Raw genomic sequence first — 17,583 nt, 5'->3', positions numbered from 1 at the left:
GTTAGCATAGCAGAAGAATGATCAACTGTCAGGTCATGTTAACATGACCTTGGTTCACGAATAATCGAGCCGGCGCCATGTTCGGTGAATAGCTCTAGCAGGCTCGCATTAGGTAAGCGCCCGTCAAGGATCACGACCGCGCGTACGCCTTTTTCAAGCGCAACCAGCGCGGTTTCGACTTTGGGGATCATCCCACCGGCAATGGTGCCGTCGGCAATCATCGCGCGGGTCTGGTCCGGCGAAAGCTGTGTGACAACTTCACCGCTTGCGTCTTTGACGCCGGGGACATCTGTGAGCAGAAGCAGGCGATCTGCCTCAAGCGCACCTGCAATCGCGCCTGCTGCCGTGTCTCCGTTCACGTTAAAGGTCTCGTTTGCCCCCCGGCCTGTGGCCACGGGCGCGACGACGGGGATGATGCCTGCATCAAACAGGTCGCGTAAAACCTGCGTGTTCATCTCAACAGGGCGCCCGACAAAGCCCAATTCCGGATCATCAGCTTCGGCGACCAGTAGATCATCATCTTTGCCCGAAAGCCCAACTGCGCGCCCGCCTTCATCCATGATGGCTTGCACAATACGTTTGTTGACCAGCCCGGTCAGGACCATTTCGACCACTTCAACGGTGGCTTGATCGGTGACGCGTTTGCCGCGGATAAATTCGGACTGAATGCCGAGCTTGTCGAGCATTTCGTTGATCATCGGGCCACCGCCATGCACAACGACAGGGTTCATGCCGACCTGCTTCATCAGTACGATGTCGCGTGCGAATTGGGCCATCGCATCGGCATCGCCCATCGCGTTGCCGCCAAATTTGACCACAACAATTGCACCAGAATAGCGCTGCAAATAGGGCAGGGCTTCGGACAAGGTACGGGCGGTGGCGATCCAATCACGGTTCATGTCTTGGGTCCTTGATTTCATGATATGCCTGCAATGACGGCGCGCAGGGTTGGGATGCCTTCACCCTTTTCAGACGAGGTCAGGATCAGCTCGGGGAAGGCGGCAGGGTGTTTCGCCAAGGCCGCGCGGGTTTTCTCAAGAGATGCCGCGAGCGCATCACCGCGCAGTTTGTCGACCTTGGTCATGACCACTTGAAATGTCACTGCTGAGCGGTCGAGCAGCGACATGATTTCTTCGTCCACTGCCTTTGCCCCGTGGCGGGCATCAATTAGCACAAACACACGGCGCAGGGTTTGGCGTCCCGACAGGTAGTTTTTCAAAAGACGCTGCCATTTTTCAACAACAGCAACAGGGGCATTGGCAAATCCGTAGCCGGGCAAATCGACCACATAGATATCGCCTGCGGTGAAATAGTTGATTTCTTGCGTGCGGCCAGGTGTGTTGGAGGCGCGTGCCAGCCCTTTTCGCCCGGTGAGCGCATTGATCAGGGATGATTTTCCGACATTTGACCGGCCTGCAAAGCAGATTTCAACCCGATCTGCTGGCGGCAGCCCGTCCATCGCAACCACACCTTTGACAAAGTCGGTTTCGCCCGCAAAAAGCAACCGCCCGGCTTCCAGTTCATCGGGCTCCGGGGCTTCAACCTCGGGAAAGCGCATTTCCATCTTAGACTACCTCGACCTTATCGTTGACTTGCACCTTACCGCCGTTGGTGACGGTGGCATAGATGCCAAAATTCTGGTGTCCCCAGCCGTTACGCAACGCACCTAATATGTCTACGTCACGGGCGCCAGTTGTTGGGTTTGCAGCAGGCAACATGCAGCGTACAATCGGTTCTTTGACTTGCAGGGTTGCGTCGCCAATCTGGATGGTTTTCCCGATCCAATTCAATTCGTCCCAAGCGTCCGCGCCATCAATCCAAATATTCCCGCGCCAGCGTTCCACCGCGAGCGGATGGCCAAGCTGTGCGGCAATAGCGGCATGACTGGCCAGCGACATAATGGAAACGGACGGATAATCCGTATCCGTCATACCGCGATTGGGCGCGGCAACCACCCCAGTTGGTTGTGGCTTGTCAGCAGGACAAAGCGGTGCAACCCATGCCAAAAAACGGGCCACATCATCTGCGTCGTCAGGACAAAAAATCAAATCGTCCAGATCAGTGTGCTGCAGCCGTAGCCGCGCATGATCGACATCCAACGTAGCCCAGATACCTGCAAGGCCGGGGGTGCGCGTGGCTGTCATGAAATTGCGGCACATCACCCACGTGGGATCAGTATGCGAGAATTTGCTTTGCGCGTGTGTGACCGCCCAATGCCGATCCCAAGGCATCGTGCCGTCTGTTTCAAGCATAACGTCACTGAGTGCTTCACGCCCATGGCTTTTAATCGGATGCCGCCACAACGCGGCGACATTGATCATTTACTTGCCCTCGGTCGTGTCAGCGTCGGCCTTCTTTTTGCGCTTCAGGCCTGCCTTGATGTTGCCAAACACATCCGGCTTGGCTCCGTGGCTGCGCATGATCAAATACTGCTGCGTAAAGGTGATCACGTTGTTTGCGATCCAGTATAGGACCAGACCACTGGCAAAATTACCGAGCATGAACATGAAGACCCAAGGCATCCAAGCAAAGATCATCTGCTGCGTCGGATCTGCCGGGGCCGGGTTTAGTTTCTGTTGCAGCCACATGGATACGCCAAGGAAGATGGGTAAAATACCAAGCGACAACAACTGTAGCGGACCCAGATCAGGGGCTGCGAATGGCAGCAAGCCAAAGAGGTTAAAGATCGAGGATGGGTCCGGGACGCTCAAATCGGTAATCCAGCCAACCCATGGGGCATGGCGTAATTCGATTGTGACAAAGATCACCTTATAGAGCGAAAAGAAGATCGGGATTTGTAAGAGCATCGGCAAGCAACCGGATGCTGGGCTCACTTTGTTGTCTTTGTACAGCTTCATCATGCCTTGCTGCATGGCTTGCTTATCGTCGCCGGTTTGCTCTTTTAGCTTTTCCATTTCTGGCTGAAGTTCTTTCATCCGCGCCATTGAGACATAGGATTTATAAGCAAGTGGCAGGACCAGCGCTTTAAGTGCGATGGTTAGTGCAATAATCGCCCAGCCCATATTGCCAATCAGCCCATGAAGCAGGTGGAGCAACCAAAAGATCGGTTTGGTCAGGAAAAAGAACATGCCCCAATCGATACTATCCAAGAAGCCGCCAACACCTTCTTCCTCTTCATAGTGCTTGATGGTTTCCCATTCCTTTGCGCCCGCAAAGAACCGGGTGGTATTTGCATAGGTTTCACCGGCTGCGATGGTCGCAACGGACATCATAGTCTCTGCCTGGAACAGGTCGTGGCTTTCGACGTATTTTGACGTCGACCGGAATGGCGCAGATTGTTCTGGAATCAACGTCGTCATCCAATAGTGGTCGGTAAAGCCAATCCAGCCAGATTCCGCCGCCTCTAGTCGTTGTGCGGGCACACGTTCGCTTGGGTGGATATCGTATTCTTGAATGTCGTCGTAATCCGTTTCAGCAAGTTCGCCGTCAGTCATGCTGATCAGGCCTTCGTGCAGAATGAAGAAATTTTTCATATCCTCAGGAATGCCATGACGACGAAGGATGCCGTAAGGGCGCGTCGAAATTGCGCTATCTCCGTTGTTTGTCACACTTTGCGCGAATGAGAACATGAATTCGTCATCAACGGATACTTCGGTACGGAAGACTTGGCCGACACCATTATCCCACATCAGCGTCACAGGTGAGCCGGTCGTTAGCGTATCACCGGATTCTAGCGTCCAGACGGTGTCAGGGCTCGGTACGTTTTCCGCTGCGATCCCTTCTGACGCGGCCCAACCGAATGCGGCGTAATATGCGCCCGCTTCGCCCTCAGGGCGCAGCAGTTGGACGATAGGGGAATCTTCGGTGTTTTCTTGACGGTATTGGGTCAGCGACAGTGTATCAATCCGGGCACCACGCAACGAAAGTGAGCCTTCAAGAGTGTCTGTGCTGATTGCAACGCGCGGGGCAGGTGCTTCAGGTTCCGCAGTGACGGATGCAGTCGGGGCAACAGCCGTATCTGGGGTGCCGGGAACGGTTGGATCGCTTGCGCCAACTGTGACCTCGTTGGTCAGGTCGATCGGCTGCTCTTCTGGCGGGAACAAAACGGTCCATGCCATGATTACCAAAAAGCTAAGTACCGTCGCCAAGATGAGGTTTTTGTTCTGGTCGTCCATTCGAAACCGCCCATTTTCCCATAAAATCTGAAGGCCGTTCAACCCGTCAGGGTCGGAAAGGTCAAGAGGTTTTCAGGAAATATGGGTCGATTGCGACACTTGTGATCAATATAGACAAAGGAATCTTGGTCGTTTCTAGTTTTGGCCCAGATTTTGATAAAAGGCGCGCGTTTTTTGAAACACAGCGATCAAACGCGGATCATTAATGGCAAGCAGTTCAACTTGCTGATTAAATGCTTCTTCACTTTGACCATAAAACGACTTTGCGGCAGCTTCATGGGGGGCGACGCGTTGGGTTGATTGGTTCATAACTACATACTTTCTGACTAACGACGCCTTATCTGTAACGATTTAACGCGGTAAAAATGAGGCGGCAATAAGGAGTATGGGTTCAATTTTAATGACAAAACTTAGGAGAGTGTAGGCATCCAGTCGCTCTTGGCAAGCGTTATGGCGCAGCATGGCATGGGAATGCAACTGAGGGTGCTTGTGGAGCAACTAGCGCGCGCAGTATTGTGCTGCGCACAATCAATTGATGCAGTTAAGTGCGTCAAATTGCGACAAATAAACGTTGCCAGTCAGTGTCTTTAGGAAATGTTGGTCGCGCAATCTGTCCATGACAGGGCCTTTGACCTCTGACAGATGTAGGCAAACGTCCATTTCTTCGAGCCGCGTATTGATCATTTCAAGCGATTCGAGCGCGCTGAGATCGATGTCGTTTACCGCAGAACACTGCAAGATCACGTGGCGCACGTTCTTGTCGCCCGCGACGCGGTTTTGGATGAAGTCTTCAAGGAAACGCGCATTCGCAAAATAGAGGCTTTCATCAACGCGCAGTGACACTACCCGTGGATCGGTTTGCACCTCGTGGCGGTTGATGTTGCGGAAATGCTCTGTGCCTTCGATCAGCCCGACTTCGGCGATATGGGGGCGCGATGTTTTGTAAAGGTGCAGCAGGACCGACAGGACAACCCCGGCAGAAACGCCGACGTCGACACCCATTGCGAGCGTCAGCACGATGGTCGCCAAGACGGCTGAAAAATCAGCAAGAGAGTATTCCCAAGCCCGCTTTAGAATGCTGAAGTCAACAAGGCTAAGCACGGCGACAATGATGGTCGCGGCAAGTGTCGCTTTTGGCAAAAAGAAGATCAACGGGGTCAATGCCAATGCTGCGATAGCAAGCCCGATAGCTGTAAATGCTCCGGCGGCTGGGGTTTGCGCACCTGCATCAAAATTGACGACTGACCGCGAAAACCCGCCCGTCACCGGAAAACCGCCAGTGAATGCCGCGCCGATGTTGGCCGCGCCCAACCCTATCAGTTCTTGGTCAGGGTCGATCCGTTGTCTTTTCTTGGCCGCCAAAGTTTGCGCAACTGAAATCGATTCCACAAAACCGATCAGCGAGATCAAGAAAGCAGGCAAAAGCAGTTGCCCCAAAAGTGAGGGTGAGAACGAAGGCAATGTCAGCGGCGGCAGGCTTTGCGGGACGTCACCAACGATTTTGACGCCCTGATCGCCAAGTCCGAACAGCCAAACAGCGAGCGTTGTGGCAACGACGACAAACACCGGGCCCGCCTTTACGGCGACGCCTGTCATTGTGGCGCCAACCCCAAGCTTTTGCAGCAGCGGCTTTAACCCTTTGCGGACCCAGAACAAAAACGCGGTCGCAAAGACGCCGATAACAGCCGTGATCACGTTGGTTTCGGGTAAATGTTGGAAAAGTGAAAGGACAAGGTCCAAAAGGTTATGACCGTGCGCATCAATGCCAAGAATATGCTTGAGCTGACTTGCCGCGATGATGATCCCTGACGCAGTAATGAACCCCGAAATAACCGGGTGTGACAGGAAGTTAGCGACAAACCCCATCCGAAACAGCCCCATCACCAAAAGCATGATCCCTGACAACGCGGCCAGCGAAAGCGCCGCCACAGCATAGCCCATCGTGCCTTGTTCGACGATATTGCTAAGTGCCGCCGCCGTCATCAACGATACCACGGCCACCGGACCCACGGCCAATACGCGGCTCGTGCCAAATACCGTATACAGGATAATTGGCGCGATAGACGCGTAAAGCCCTGCCTCAGGAGGCAAGCCGGCAAGCAACGCATAAGCGAGCGATTGCGGGATCAGCATGATCGTCACAATCACCGCCGCGATCAGATCGTTAGATAGCGTTTCGCGGGTGTAGTCTTTGCCCCAGGTAAGAATGGGCAGGTAACGGGCAAGGGACATGATAGGGCTCGGTTTGATCAGATGTTTATTTGGCAGTAATTTTTTCAGGTTTGGCAAGCCATTCGCGGCCTTTGAGCATCCCTTTCCAGTAGATCGGGGGAAGCATCTTTTCTTTCAGGAACCAAGCTGCACGGGTGGCTTTGGTCCCGTCCACAAGGAACTTGGGGAAGCTGGGCAGCAAGGCGCCACCATAGCCAAATTCAGCCAAGACAATTTTGCCGCGCTCGACCGTCAATGGGCAGGACCCATATCCGTTGTATTGCGCAACAGGGGCACCACCGCGCATGTCAGCGATCATATTGTCAGCCACAACTGGGGCCTGCATACGTGCGGCGGCAGCGGTTTTCGCATTTGGCGCGTTCATCACATCGCCCAGAGACCAGATGTTGTCATAGGTTTTGTGGCGCAGCGAGAACTGATCGACATCAACCCAACCTGCGGCATCCGCCAGCGGCGATACGCGCACAAAGTCAGGCGCCGTCTGCGGAGGGCAAACGTGCATCATGTCGAAATCCATCTCAACCCGTTCAACGGGCGTGTCCGGTTTTGCGACGTCAAACCATGCTTTCTTTGCCGGGCCATCGACCGCGACAAGATTGTGAAAGAAATTCAGGTTGGCGTCATATTTTTCAACATATTCCATCAGCGCGGGCACATAGTCTTTGACGCCAAATAGCACGCCGCCAGCATTGTTGAACTGAATGTCGATGTCTTTCAGGACACCACGCCGGTACCAAGCATCACCCGACAGATACATCGCCTTTTGCGGCGCGCCGGCACATTTGATCGGCATTGGGGGCTGCGTGAAAATCGCGCGGCCGGACATCATCCCGGACACAAGTTTCCAAGTGTAAGGGGCTAGGTCATAGCGATAGTTTGAGGTGACACCGTTTTGGCCTAAAGTCTCGACCAAGCCGTCGATTTTGTTCCAATCAAGCTTAATCCCCGGTGTGACGACCAAGCGACTGTATTTCACCACGCGGCAGCCATCGAGAATGATCGCGTTATTGTCAGGCTCAAATGCGGCAACTGCGGCTTGGATCCAGTGCACACCGCGCGGGATCAGTGACCCCATCGTGCGCGCGGTTTGTTGCGGCTCAAAGATACCGCCGCCAACCATTGTCCAGCCGGGCTGGTAATAATGCACGTCCGCAGGGTCGATAATCGCGATTTCTAAATCAGGTTTGCGCGCTTTCAGGCTGGCCGCAACGGCAATGCCGCCTGCGCCTGCGCCGATGATCACAACCTCATAGCTGGCATCGCCCGTGTCAGTTGGCGTTTTGCCACCATTGGCGATCCGGCGCACAACGCCGCCCATGTCGTAGCCTGCGGTCTTGGTCGCGGCGAGAATATCGGCCACGCTGCGTTTGTCGGCTTGCGACAATGACCAAAGCGTAGCGGAGCGTGTTCCCGTGCGGCAATAGGCCAGCACAGGACCGGGCAGATCGTTCAGGGATTTGCCGAATGTTTCAGCGTCTTCGTCGCTGACTTTGCCTGCGACAATGGGTTGATAGACCGCCTCAATCCCAAGAGTTTCGGCCGCTTTCGCGATTTCTTGGAAAGTGGGCTGATCGCTACCCTCACCGTCTGGCCTATTGCAAATGACCGACCGGAAACCGGCATCTTTGATCACTTGCAGATCAGCGGGCATGATTTGTGGGCTGGCCGAGACGCCAGCGGTAAGGGTGTTCAATTCCATTGTCGCGCTCCTCGATTAAAGTTTGTTTACAGGGACTTTAAGCATTGGGTTCCCGTCCGGGTCGGTCGGAACGTCGCCAGCGCGCATGTTGACCTGCAAAGACGGGATAATCAGCTTGGGCATATCCAGCACGGCATCGCGTTCGGTGCGGAACTTGATGAAGTCTTCGCGTGACTTGCCGCCACCGACGTGGATGTTGTGGGATTTTTCGTCACCAACCGTGGTTTCCCACGCGATATCACGCCCGTTGGGGCCATAGTCGTGACACATGAACAGGCGCATATCGTCAGGCAGCGCGAGCACTTTTTGAATGCTGTCGTAAAGCGTACCTGCATCCCCACCCGGGAAATCTGCGCGGGCGGACCCGCCGTCGGGCATAAACAATGTATCACCCGTAAATGTTGCGTTCCCTGCAACATGCACCATACAGGCAGGCGTGTGACCGGGGGTGTAGATTGCAACGACTTGCATGTTCCCAATCATATAAGTGTCGCCATCTTTAAACAGCGCATCAAACTGTGATCCGTCGCGTTGAAATTCAGTGCCTTCGTTAAAGACTTTCCCGAATGTGTCCTGCACGACCAAAATCTTGTCGCCGACGCCGATCTTACCACCCAGTTTTTCCTGAATGTAAGGGGCCGCCGACAGGTGGTCCGCGTGGACGTGAGTCTCGATAATCCAATCAAGGGTCAATCCACGGTCTTGGACTTCTTTAATCAGCGCATCTGCGTGATCATAGGTGATCCGACCGGCGGCATAGTCGATGTCCATGACGCTATCGACGATAGCGCAGTGGTCGCTAGACGGGTCTTTGACGATATAGCTGATTGTGTTTGTCGCTTCATCGAAATGCGCAGACACATCAGGAATGACGTTCATATCAACGGGGTAGGTCATAGGTGTTTCTCCAAAAATCAGTTTTAAACCCGGCAGGTGCGCAGGCCTAAGATGCGGTAAAGCGGGCAAAACCGCATCGCCGATGTGGCGATCAGAATCACGCCAGCGACCACGGCGATGACCGTCGCGGCGGTGCTTTCGAAGAGTGCGAAGCTGCTCATAAATGGCAGCAGTAGCAGGGCTGCACCAATGATGATGCGTACTAGGCGGTCGATTGTTCCAACGTTTGCAGTCATTTTCTTGGCTCCGTGTTTTGTTCACGGATCACCTACAGGGGATGCCTGCGCGATGACGGTGACAATGTCACCATGTGAACGAAATCTATGTCACCGACTGTAACCCGCCAAGTTTTCTAACGCATTGCGCTGGATCAAGTGTACGCAGCCGCGGCTTTGCGCGACCCAGCCCCGGCGTTGAAATTCTTGCAGTTGACGCGAGACAACCTCCCGGGCGGTGCCCAGTTCAACGGATAGTTTTTGGTGCGTCGTCGCGATTGTGTCTTGGCCGTCAGAAAGGGCGATCAGCTTATCGGCAAGCCGCACATCCATCTTTTGAAACGCGACCTCGTCGATCATCAAGAACAGATCAGTGATCCGCTTGGAAAAGGCAGCAAAGACAAAATCGCGGAACTCTTTTGATTGCGCAACAAGATCATCAAACACCGCACGTGGAACGGCTGCGGCGGAAATGTCGGTCTCGCAAATGCCTTCGGCGGAATAGTCTTCGAACGCCAAAAGACAGGCCGTGGTCAGCACACAGCTTTGCCCCGCATGAATGCGGTAAAGCACAATTTCGTGCCCGGTTTCAGACACTTGCTGTACCCGCACGCTGCCATCAAGCAAGAATAACATGTTTTCAGGCGAATTGCCGGGCCCAAAGATGGTTGTGTTTGCGGGCACATCGATCACGACGCTTTTTTCTTGCAACATCTGTTGGGTTTCAGGGGAAAGCCGCGCAAGTCCGGGAAATCGCGCCGTCCAATTTTCGTTCGTCATTGCTTGTTTGTCCCACCCTGATCGCAACCTCTGGGCCTAGTATTAGTTCCGAAGCGAGAAACTGTATAGTGAGCCCGCTAAACACAAACCGAGACATCTGCGCACATGCGCGCTATTGTCTGGGCGGAGGACGACCACTAGCCACGGGAGGGGGGAATGGTCATTTCAGAGAAAAAGTTACATATCGACAGGATTATGGGTGCCGTGCATTCAGGGTCAGCGGCGGCGCGATCTGCTTTGGCGGCATCTTGGCGGCGGTCGGTGGAACACCATGGGCTTGATCCGGCAGATGATGTCAGCGTGACCCGTATCGATACAACAGACCTGCACGACCGGCGCGGCAAGCATGATCGGTTCATGATGGTGGCCGCCCCGAAGCTGGACCATTTGTATGGGTTGGTGGGCAATTCGGGCTGCGGCGTTTTGCTGACAGACGAAACCGGAATTGTTTTAGATCAACGCTGTACAGATGCAGACGGCGACACGTTTTCCGATTGGGGGCTATGTGTCGGCGCTGATTGGAGCGAGGCCGCCGAGGGTACCAATGGCATCGGCACATGTCTGACAGAGCAACGGCAAATCACGATTCACCGCAACGAGCATTTCTTTGCCCGCAACATCGGGATGAGCTGCATGGACGCGCCGATTTTTGGTACAGATGGGCGGCTGTTAGCCGCGCTGGATGTGTCGTCGGCACGCGCTGATCAAACCGAAAGTTATAACCAATTGATTGGCGCAATGGTCGGGCAAACCGCCAAGGCCATCGAATCCGATTTTTTTCGCGCTTCGTTTCCGAAAGCCCGAATCATCGTCGCCGACAGCGGCGACGCCGATATTGCGACGCTACTGGCCGTGGATGCCGATGATATTGTTGTCGGGGCGACGCGCAATGCGCGCAAGGTCTTTGGGCTTGAGCTGATCGGCGCGCTACGCCCGCGTCCGGCGTCTGATATCTTTGGCCGGGATGAGGGGCCGACGGGTTTCATCAAGGCCGAACGCGCCGCCGTCGTGCGCGCGCTTGCCCGGGCGGATGGGAATGTGTCGCAGGCCGCGCGCGCGCTGGGCGTGGGGCGTGCTACGTTGTACCGTCGGATGAAGCGGCTGGGGATTGGCGACTAACCCCGGCATTGACCGAGTCCTAAAATCGCTCTATGCATGATTCTGCAACATTATGCGGGAATTTGCATGGACCTAAATATTCCGGATACCCGACAACGTCTCCTCGCGCAGCGATTGGATGCTGGGTGCCAGATTGTCGCGACCGATGTCGCGAAAGAATTCGATGTGTCGCTGGATACGATCCGGCGGGATATACTTGCGCTTGAGGCAAACGGTTTGGCCCAGCGCGTGCGCGGTGGCGCAATGCCGATTGCGCGCCCAGCTGATCCGCTACATGCACGCATAAATGCCGCCGATGCAGTCAACCCTGCAATCATCCGCGCCGCAATTCGCGAGATTGGCGATGCGCCAACGCTATTGATGGACGGCGGCGCGACGACATTGTCATTGATCCCGCAGCTTGCGGGCGTTGCAAACCGTTTGGTTATCACGCCATCGCCTTGGGTTGCGATTGCCTGCCAGGAACACGCGATTGCGGTGTTTTTGATTGGTGGCACGCTTAGCGCGCGTGGTGGTATTGCCGTCGGGGACCATGCCCAGCTTCAGACGGGCGTGGTCTCTGCGAATATCGCCATCTTGGGGGCTTGCGGTGTTGATACTTCATTCGGGCTGAGCAGCGATGACCACGCAGAATCGCAAATGAAACAAGCGATGCACGCTGCCGCCGCACGCACGATCGTTGTCACCGGGGCGCAAAAGATTGGCCGCCGCGCGCGACATCATACGTTGCCCCTCGATCAGATCGACGCGGTGATCACCGACGCGGATCACAGATTGACCGCACCGTTTTCAGACGCGGGCACAACATTCATACACGCATAACCGTCAAAGTTAGGACATTCATTGACTGATTATTCCGCTACAGCGCCTGCGCGCCTTGCAACGCGGGTTGCATTCTTTGTTGCCGGGTTCACCATGGCCTGCTGCGCGCCGCTCTTTCCCTTTATCAAAGCAAATGTCGGTGCTGATGAAGGCCAGTTTGGCGTGATATTGCTTTGTCTTGGGCTGGGATCGATTATTGCGATGCCAATCACCGGGGTGATCGCGGCGCGCCGTGGGGCGCGGCCCATGGTGCTTTTGGGGGGCCTTGGATTGGTTGCGTTTTTGCCTGTCCTTGTGCTTGCGGGATCACCGGTTTCCCTTGGGGCTGCGTTGTTTTTGTTTGGGGCTGCGCTTGGAACAATTGATGTCGCGATGAACCTGCATGGCGCCGAGATCGAAGGCAAAGAGGGCCGCTCGCTCATGTCCGGATTTCATGCGCAGTTCAGTGTTGGCGGTTTCTTTGGGGCGATGCTGACAACCGGGCTTTTATCGGTTGGCGCCTCTGTCGTGGTAGCGGGGCTGGTTGGCGCGGCGATTGCGCTCGCGGCGATCTTGTTTGCGAGCCCTCGGTTGTTGGCCGTCAGCGGTGATGCGCCAGAACCCTATACCATTCCGCATGGTATCGTTCTTTTGCTTGCTGCGTTGGCGGCGGTGACGTTTCTGGTCGAGGGGGCCGTTTTGGATTGGGGGGCGTTGCTGATCATTGATCGCGACGTGGTTTCAGAGGCATCTGCGGGTATCGGCTATATCCTATTTTCTATTGCGATGGTGATCGCGCGGCTAACCGGCGACCGGATTGTGACGGCGCTGGGCGAGTTTCGGGTGTTGTTCATTGGTGGGATTCTGACAATTTTTGGCATTCTACTGGTGGCGGCAGCGCCCTTGTCGATCCTGTCGCTAGCTGGGTTTGTGTTCATTGGGGTGGGGGCAGCAAATATCGTGCCCATCGTGTTTAGCGCTGCGGGGCGGCAGAAAGTCATGCCGCCGGGCCTTGCAATCGCTTCGGTCACGACAACGGGCTATGCGGGGGTTTTGCTTGGGCCTGCATTGGTTGGTTTCGTGGCGGATGCCTCAAATCTGCAGATCGCGTTTGGGCTTTTGGCGCTGCTGATGGCGCTGGTTCCGCTGACCGCTGCACGGGTCGTGCGCATCTAGTCCTGCCATTGTCTCAGTTCTGATACAGGTTACGTTGGCTATCTCGTTTCACCCATATACGCGGTAATCACATCGCCGTTAGCTTTCTCGAACCCGGGTGGAGGACCTGGGCTTGGAGGAAAAAATTATGAATGAGATGACACAGACAGAGCAGCAGTTTAGCTCTCCGTTTAAAAACCGCTATGATAACTTTATCGGCGGCAAATTCGTGCCGCCAGTAAATGGGCGCTATTTTGATAATATAACGCCTATTACCGGCAATCCGGTATGCGAAATTGCGCAATCTGATGCGGCAGACGTTGATCTGGCGCTGGATGCGGCACATGCGGCCAAAGATGCGTGGGGCAAGAAATCTGTCACCGATCGGTCCAACATCTTGTTGAAAATCGCGGATGTTATCGACGCGAATTTAGAACTGATTGCGACCGCTGAGACATGGGACAACGGCAAGCCGATCCGCGAAACGATGGCGGCAGATATTCCGCTCGCTGCGGACCATTTTCGGTATTTCGCAGGGGCGTTGCGCGGCCAAGAAGGCGCGATGTCAGAAATTGACGCCGACACGGTCGCCTACCACTTTCATGAACCGCTTGGCGTCGTTGGACAGATCATCCCTTGGAATTTCTCGGTCTTGATGGCCGCTTGGAAATTGGCCCCAGCACTAGCTGCGGGCAACTGCGTGGTCATCAAACCCGCCGAACAAACCCCAGCCGCGATAATGGTTGTGGCAGAGCTGATCGCAGATCTATTGCCCGACGGCGTATTGAATATTGTCAACGGATATGGCGGTGAAGTGGGCGCAGCACTGGCATCATCTTCACGGATTGCAAAAATCGCGTTTACAGGGTCCACCGCGACCGGCCGTAAAATCATGCAAGCCGCGACAGAAAACCTAATCCCCGTGACATTGGAACTGGGGGGCAAATCGCCGAACATCTTCTTTTCGGATGTCATGGCTAAGGATGACGCGTTCTTGGACAAAGCGGTCGAAGGTTTTGTGTTGTTTGCATTCAACCAAGGCGAGGTTTGCACAAGCCCAAGCCGCGCGCTGATCCAAGAAGACATCTACGAAGAATTCATCGCACGAGCGATTGCGCGGGTGAAGGCAATTAAGCAAGGTGATCCACGTTTGCCAGACACGATGCTTGGCGCCCAAGCAAGCCGTGAACAGCAGGACAAAATTTTGTCGTATCTGCAAATCGGCGTCGAAGAAGGTGCGACGGTTCTGGCGGGTGGCGCAGCTGCGCAAATGGATGGCGACCTTGAAAACGGGTTCTACATCCAGCCGACTGTCCTGAAAGGCCACAATAAGATGCGGGTCTTCCAAGAGGAAATCTTTGGCCCGGTTGTATCGGTGACGACCTTTAAGGACGAAGCCGAAGCAATGGAAATCGCAAATGACACGATGTACGGGCTTGGCGCCGGTGTGTGGTCGCGCGATATGAACACCTGCTACCGCTTTGGACGCGGGATCGAAGCCGGGCGCGTCTGGGTCAATAACTACCACGCCTATCCGGCGCACGCGGCCTTTGGCGGATACAAGCAATCCGGCGTTGGACGTGAAAACCACAAAATGATGTTGGACCACTACCAGCAGACCAAAAACATGCTGGTCAGCTATAACCCCAACAAATTGGGTTTCTTCTAGAAGCAATAACGGCAGCTGCGTTTTCGCGGCTGCCTGTTTGTTATCAGGGAACGGATAGAAGCTACGCTTCAATGCTATGGTTTCATGTTTCGCCCCTATCGCTTCAGATCACTGTCACGCTTGTTTGGGTAGAATTTCTTCTTACCTAGAAGCTCATAGTACAAGCTACCATCTATCCCTTTTATACCTTTCTTTGGTACGCGCCGCTCCCACATCAGCGCGAATAGGCTATCGCAACTGCCATCTGACACTCTTTCTAAGAAATCCTCAATAAATTCGATATCCTGACCATTTTCTGGGAATATCGCTTCGAACAGCTCGTCATCCGCGAGAAAGCAATCGTATGCACAGTTTTCTGCACCGTCTATGATTTGTATCGTTTTCATTGAGTACCGAGTATCTTTGCGTCGAATCCGTGAACTTAAAAATATAGCTCCACCAAAAACAGTTTAGCACAACGTCGTTCGTGCTGCCTACACGCCGCGCGTTGGATTTCCATGTCAGTTTGTTTGTGGTTAGTGAGGTTTTTTGAGAGCCTTAAGATTTGAACAGTTCGATTTAGGCTTACGTAATTCCCGTTCCGTATGCAGCGGTATACTGTGGACGATGGCGGTGACATCGGCTATGGAGCAAGGCAACTCAATCACAAGAGGTTCCTATGTCAGATATCATCTACACCAAAGTCGACGAAGCCCCTGAACTGGCGTCTGCGTCATTCTTGCCCATCATCCAAAAATTCGCGGCCGCCGCAGGCGTGTCCGTTGGCACCAAGGACATCAGCCTTGCGGGCCGTATCTTGGCGGCTTTCCCCGACAATCTGACCGAAGATCAGCGTCAATCTGATGATCTGGCTGAACTTGGCAAACTGGTGAAAACGGCTGATGCCAATGTAATCAAACTGCCAAATATCTCGGCCTCTGTGCCGCAATTGGTTGGTGCCATCACGGAATTGCAGTCAAAGGGTTTCGCGGTGCCGAACTACCCCGAGGCGCCACAAACCGACGCCGAAAAAGACGCGCGTGCAAAATATGACGCGATCAAAGGGTCAGCCGTGAACCCTGTGCTGCGCGAAGGTAACTCTGATCGTCGCGCTGCGAAGGCCGTCAAGAACTTTGCGCAAAACAACCCGCACCGCATGGGTGATTGGGCTGCAGACAGCAAGACGCACGTGTCGTCCATGTCTGGCAACGATTTCTTCTCGAATGAAAAATCGGCAACGCTTGCCGAAGAAACGACTGCTAAAATCGTTCTTGAAACCGCAAACGGTGAAATCGTTCTTAAGGATGGCCTAAGCTACCCAGCGGGCACCGTGGTTGACGCGACATTCATGAGCGTCGCCGCACTTCAGGACTTTTTGGCTGCTGAAATCGAAAAGACCAAAGCAGACGGGACACTATTTTCGCTGCACCTGAAATCAACAATGATGAAAGTGTCTGACCCGATCATCTTTGGTCACGCAGTCAAAGCCTTTCTTGCGCCGGTATTTGAAGCCCACGGTGATGCGCTTACAGCGCTTGGTGTGAACCCTAACTCTGGTCTGGGTGATCTGCTGGCACGCGTGAAAGACAACGCAGAAATCGTTGCTGACATTGATGCCTGCATCGCAGCACGTCCACCAATGTATATGGTCGACAGTGACAAGGGGCTGACCAACTTGCACGTGTCATCAGACGTGATCATTGACGCGTCTATGCCCGCGCTTATCCGTGCTGGCGGCAAGGGCTGGGGCCCGGATGGCAAAGAATCAGACGCAAATTGTGTGATCCCAGATAATTCCTATGCACCGATCTATGATGAATCGATCAACTTCTTCAAAGAGAACGGAAAACTGAACCCAGCGACTGCTGGCACAGTACAAAACGTTGGTTTGATGGCGCAAAAAGCAGAAGAATACGGGTCTCACCCGACAACGTTTGAAGTGCCAGAAGCTGGTACAGTCAAATTGATCCTCGAAGACGGCACCGTATTGCACGCGCACACAGTCGAAGCTGGCGACATTTGGCGCTCTGCCTCGACACGTAAGGCACCGATCGAAGATTGGGTGAACCTCGCGATTGACCGTCAGAAGACCGAAAACTGCAACGCTATTTTCTGGCTTGATGAAGATCGTGCGCATGACGCAGAACTTATCGCCTATGTGAAGCCGATCCTCGAAGCGCGCGGCGTTGCCGATAAGTTCGACATCATGACGCCACGGGCGGCGACACGCTCTTCGTTTGAGACAATCACGAAGGGACAAGATTCCATTGCCATCACCGGCAACGTGCTGCGCGATTATTTGACCGATCTGTTCCCAATCTTGGAACTTGCCACATCTGCTAAAATGCTGTCCATCGTGAAACTGATGAACGGCGGCGGCATGTTTGAAACGGGGGCTGGTGGCTCCGCACCGAAACACGTGCAACAGCTGGCCGAAGAAAACCACCTGCGTTGGGACAGCCTTGGTGAGTTCTGTGCGCTGGGCGAAAGCCTGACGTTCTTGTCTGAACAGAAGGGCAATGAAAAAGCGCGCGTCTTGGGCCAAGCGGTGGATGCCGCGACACAAGGCATCTTGGACGATGGCCGTTCGCCGTCTCGTAAGGTTGGTGAGCCAGACAACCGCAACAGCCACTATTGGTTCGCACGCTATTGGGCCGAAGCCCTGTCGCGCCAGAACAGCGATCCAGAATTGGCAGAGTATTTCGCGCCAGTTGCAAAAGCACTTGCCGAAGGCGAAGCTGATATTTTGGCAGAGCTTGCAGCCGCCCAAGGCCCAGCCGTTGATCTTGGTGGATACTACCGCACAGATCCCGTCAAGACCGCTGCGGCGATGCGCCCATCAGCGACCTTGAACGCGATTATCGATCAATAAGATCGCATAATAATTTTTGGGCCGCGCTG

At 54.5% G+C, this 17,583-nt stretch carries 16 protein-coding genes; 5 read left to right on the top strand and 11 right to left on the bottom strand.

All coding sequences use genetic code 11. From position 1 onward, the window contains the following. Positions 1 to 38: 38 nt before the first annotated feature. The 10 genes from argB to Yoon_RS10480 form a co-directional block, all read right to left on the bottom strand. Positions 39 to 899 carry an acetylglutamate kinase gene (gene argB / locus Yoon_RS10525; RefSeq protein WP_238112163.1) on the bottom strand — a complete coding sequence of 287 codons (861 nt, stop codon included), beginning with the start codon at positions 897 to 899 and terminating at the stop codon, positions 39 to 41. A gap of 17 nt (positions 900 to 916) precedes the next feature. Further along, positions 917 to 1,564, bottom strand: coding sequence for a ribosome biogenesis GTP-binding protein YihA/YsxC (gene yihA / locus Yoon_RS10520; RefSeq protein ID WP_238112162.1), 648 nt, complete (start codon positions 1,562 to 1,564; stop codon positions 917 to 919). A gap of 1 nt (position 1,565) precedes the next feature. Continuing rightward, complete coding sequence (locus tag Yoon_RS10515) at positions 1,566 to 2,321, bottom strand: MOSC domain-containing protein (protein WP_238112161.1); 756 nt, start codon at positions 2,319 to 2,321, stop codon at positions 1,566 to 1,568. Next, on the bottom strand, positions 2,322 to 4,136 hold the full coding sequence (gene yidC / locus Yoon_RS10510; RefSeq protein ID WP_238112160.1) for a membrane protein insertase YidC: 1,815 nt from the start codon (positions 4,134 to 4,136) through the stop codon (positions 2,322 to 2,324). Between the two features lie 135 nt (positions 4,137 to 4,271). Further along, complete coding sequence (locus tag Yoon_RS10505) at positions 4,272 to 4,445, bottom strand: hypothetical protein (protein ID WP_238112159.1); 174 nt, start codon at positions 4,443 to 4,445, stop codon at positions 4,272 to 4,274. A 219-nt stretch (positions 4,446 to 4,664) separates the two neighbouring features. Next, positions 4,665 to 6,368 carry a SulP family inorganic anion transporter gene (locus Yoon_RS10500; RefSeq protein ID WP_238112158.1) on the bottom strand — a complete coding sequence of 568 codons (1,704 nt, stop codon included), beginning with the start codon at positions 6,366 to 6,368 and terminating at the stop codon, positions 4,665 to 4,667. A gap of 25 nt (positions 6,369 to 6,393) precedes the next feature. Beyond that, positions 6,394 to 8,067, bottom strand: coding sequence for a bifunctional protein tyrosine phosphatase family protein/NAD(P)/FAD-dependent oxidoreductase (locus Yoon_RS10495; protein WP_238112157.1), 1,674 nt, complete (start codon positions 8,065 to 8,067; stop codon positions 6,394 to 6,396). A 15-nt stretch (positions 8,068 to 8,082) separates the two neighbouring features. Continuing rightward, entirely contained in the window at positions 8,083 to 8,964 is an 882-nt protein-coding gene (locus Yoon_RS10490; protein WP_238112156.1) for an MBL fold metallo-hydrolase, read from the bottom strand. A gap of 23 nt (positions 8,965 to 8,987) precedes the next feature. After that, entirely contained in the window at positions 8,988 to 9,200 is a 213-nt protein-coding gene (locus tag Yoon_RS10485) for a DUF2892 domain-containing protein (protein WP_238112155.1), read from the bottom strand. A gap of 90 nt (positions 9,201 to 9,290) precedes the next feature. Continuing rightward, on the bottom strand, positions 9,291 to 9,959 hold the full coding sequence (locus Yoon_RS10480) for a Crp/Fnr family transcriptional regulator (protein WP_238112154.1): 669 nt from the start codon (positions 9,957 to 9,959) through the stop codon (positions 9,291 to 9,293). 156 nt (positions 9,960 to 10,115) lie between these two features. Between Yoon_RS10480 and Yoon_RS10475 the strand changes: the two genes are divergently transcribed. From Yoon_RS10475 to adh, 4 genes are all read left to right on the top strand, one after another. After that, complete coding sequence (locus Yoon_RS10475) at positions 10,116 to 11,078, top strand: helix-turn-helix domain-containing protein (protein WP_370642156.1); 963 nt, start codon at positions 10,116 to 10,118, stop codon at positions 11,076 to 11,078. Positions 11,079 to 11,144: 66 nt separating this feature from the next. Continuing rightward, on the top strand, positions 11,145 to 11,900 hold the full coding sequence (locus tag Yoon_RS10470) for a DeoR/GlpR family DNA-binding transcription regulator (RefSeq protein WP_238112153.1): 756 nt from the start codon (positions 11,145 to 11,147) through the stop codon (positions 11,898 to 11,900). A gap of 21 nt (positions 11,901 to 11,921) precedes the next feature. Continuing rightward, positions 11,922 to 13,055: an MFS transporter gene (locus Yoon_RS10465; RefSeq protein WP_238112152.1), complete on the top strand. Its 1,134-nt coding sequence runs from the start codon at positions 11,922 to 11,924 to the stop codon at positions 13,053 to 13,055. Between the two features lie 127 nt (positions 13,056 to 13,182). Continuing rightward, positions 13,183 to 14,703 (top strand): aldehyde dehydrogenase, encoded by a 1,521-nt coding sequence (gene adh, locus Yoon_RS10460; protein ID WP_238112151.1) that lies wholly within the window; start codon positions 13,183 to 13,185, stop codon positions 14,701 to 14,703. Between the two features lie 95 nt (positions 14,704 to 14,798). Here the strand turns inward: adh and Yoon_RS10455 are convergent, their stop codons facing one another. After that, entirely contained in the window at positions 14,799 to 15,089 is a 291-nt protein-coding gene (locus tag Yoon_RS10455; RefSeq protein ID WP_238112150.1) for a hypothetical protein, read from the bottom strand. Positions 15,090 to 15,361: 272 nt separating this feature from the next. On the opposite strand from Yoon_RS10455, the gene Yoon_RS10450 reads away from it, so the two are divergent. Then, positions 15,362 to 17,554 carry an NADP-dependent isocitrate dehydrogenase gene (locus tag Yoon_RS10450; RefSeq protein ID WP_238112149.1) on the top strand — a complete coding sequence of 731 codons (2,193 nt, stop codon included), beginning with the start codon at positions 15,362 to 15,364 and terminating at the stop codon, positions 17,552 to 17,554. The last annotated feature ends 29 nt before the right edge of the window (positions 17,555 to 17,583 follow it).

Source organism: Yoonia sp. I 8.24, assembly GCF_022096995.1.
Lineage (GTDB): Bacteria > Pseudomonadota > Alphaproteobacteria > Rhodobacterales > Rhodobacteraceae > Yoonia.
The sequence above is the reverse complement of the archived record's forward strand: the minus strand, read 5'-3'. Positions and strand labels throughout refer to the sequence as shown.

Coding starts and splice junctions, on each gene's coding strand:
- Yoon_RS10495 (WP_238112157.1), bottom strand. CDS start 8,067: ATGGAATTGAACACCCTTACCGCTGGCGTCTCGGCCAGCCCACAAATC.
- Yoon_RS10450 (WP_238112149.1), top strand. CDS start 15,362: ATGTCAGATATCATCTACACCAAAGTCGACGAAGCCCCTGAACTGGCG.
- Yoon_RS10515 (WP_238112161.1), bottom strand. CDS start 2,321: ATGATCAATGTCGCCGCGTTGTGGCGGCATCCGATTAAAAGCCATGGG.
- yidC (WP_238112160.1), bottom strand. CDS start 4,136: ATGGACGACCAGAACAAAAACCTCATCTTGGCGACGGTACTTAGCTTT.
- Yoon_RS10470 (WP_238112153.1), top strand. CDS start 11,145: ATGGACCTAAATATTCCGGATACCCGACAACGTCTCCTCGCGCAGCGA.
- Yoon_RS10485 (WP_238112155.1), bottom strand. CDS start 9,200: ATGACTGCAAACGTTGGAACAATCGACCGCCTAGTACGCATCATCATT.
- Yoon_RS10480 (WP_238112154.1), bottom strand. CDS start 9,959: ATGACGAACGAAAATTGGACGGCGCGATTTCCCGGACTTGCGCGGCTT.
- Yoon_RS10475 (WP_370642156.1), top strand. CDS start 10,116: ATGGTCATTTCAGAGAAAAAGTTACATATCGACAGGATTATGGGTGCC.
- yihA (WP_238112162.1), bottom strand. CDS start 1,564: ATGGAAATGCGCTTTCCCGAGGTTGAAGCCCCGGAGCCCGATGAACTG.
- adh (WP_238112151.1), top strand. CDS start 13,183: ATGAATGAGATGACACAGACAGAGCAGCAGTTTAGCTCTCCGTTTAAA.
- Yoon_RS10490 (WP_238112156.1), bottom strand. CDS start 8,964: ATGACCTACCCCGTTGATATGAACGTCATTCCTGATGTGTCTGCGCAT.
- Yoon_RS10505 (WP_238112159.1), bottom strand. CDS start 4,445: ATGAACCAATCAACCCAACGCGTCGCCCCCCATGAAGCTGCCGCAAAG.
- argB (WP_238112163.1), bottom strand. CDS start 899: ATGAACCGTGATTGGATCGCCACCGCCCGTACCTTGTCCGAAGCCCTG.
- Yoon_RS10455 (WP_238112150.1), bottom strand. CDS start 15,089: ATGAAAACGATACAAATCATAGACGGTGCAGAAAACTGTGCATACGAT.
- Yoon_RS10500 (WP_238112158.1), bottom strand. CDS start 6,368: ATGTCCCTTGCCCGTTACCTGCCCATTCTTACCTGGGGCAAAGACTAC.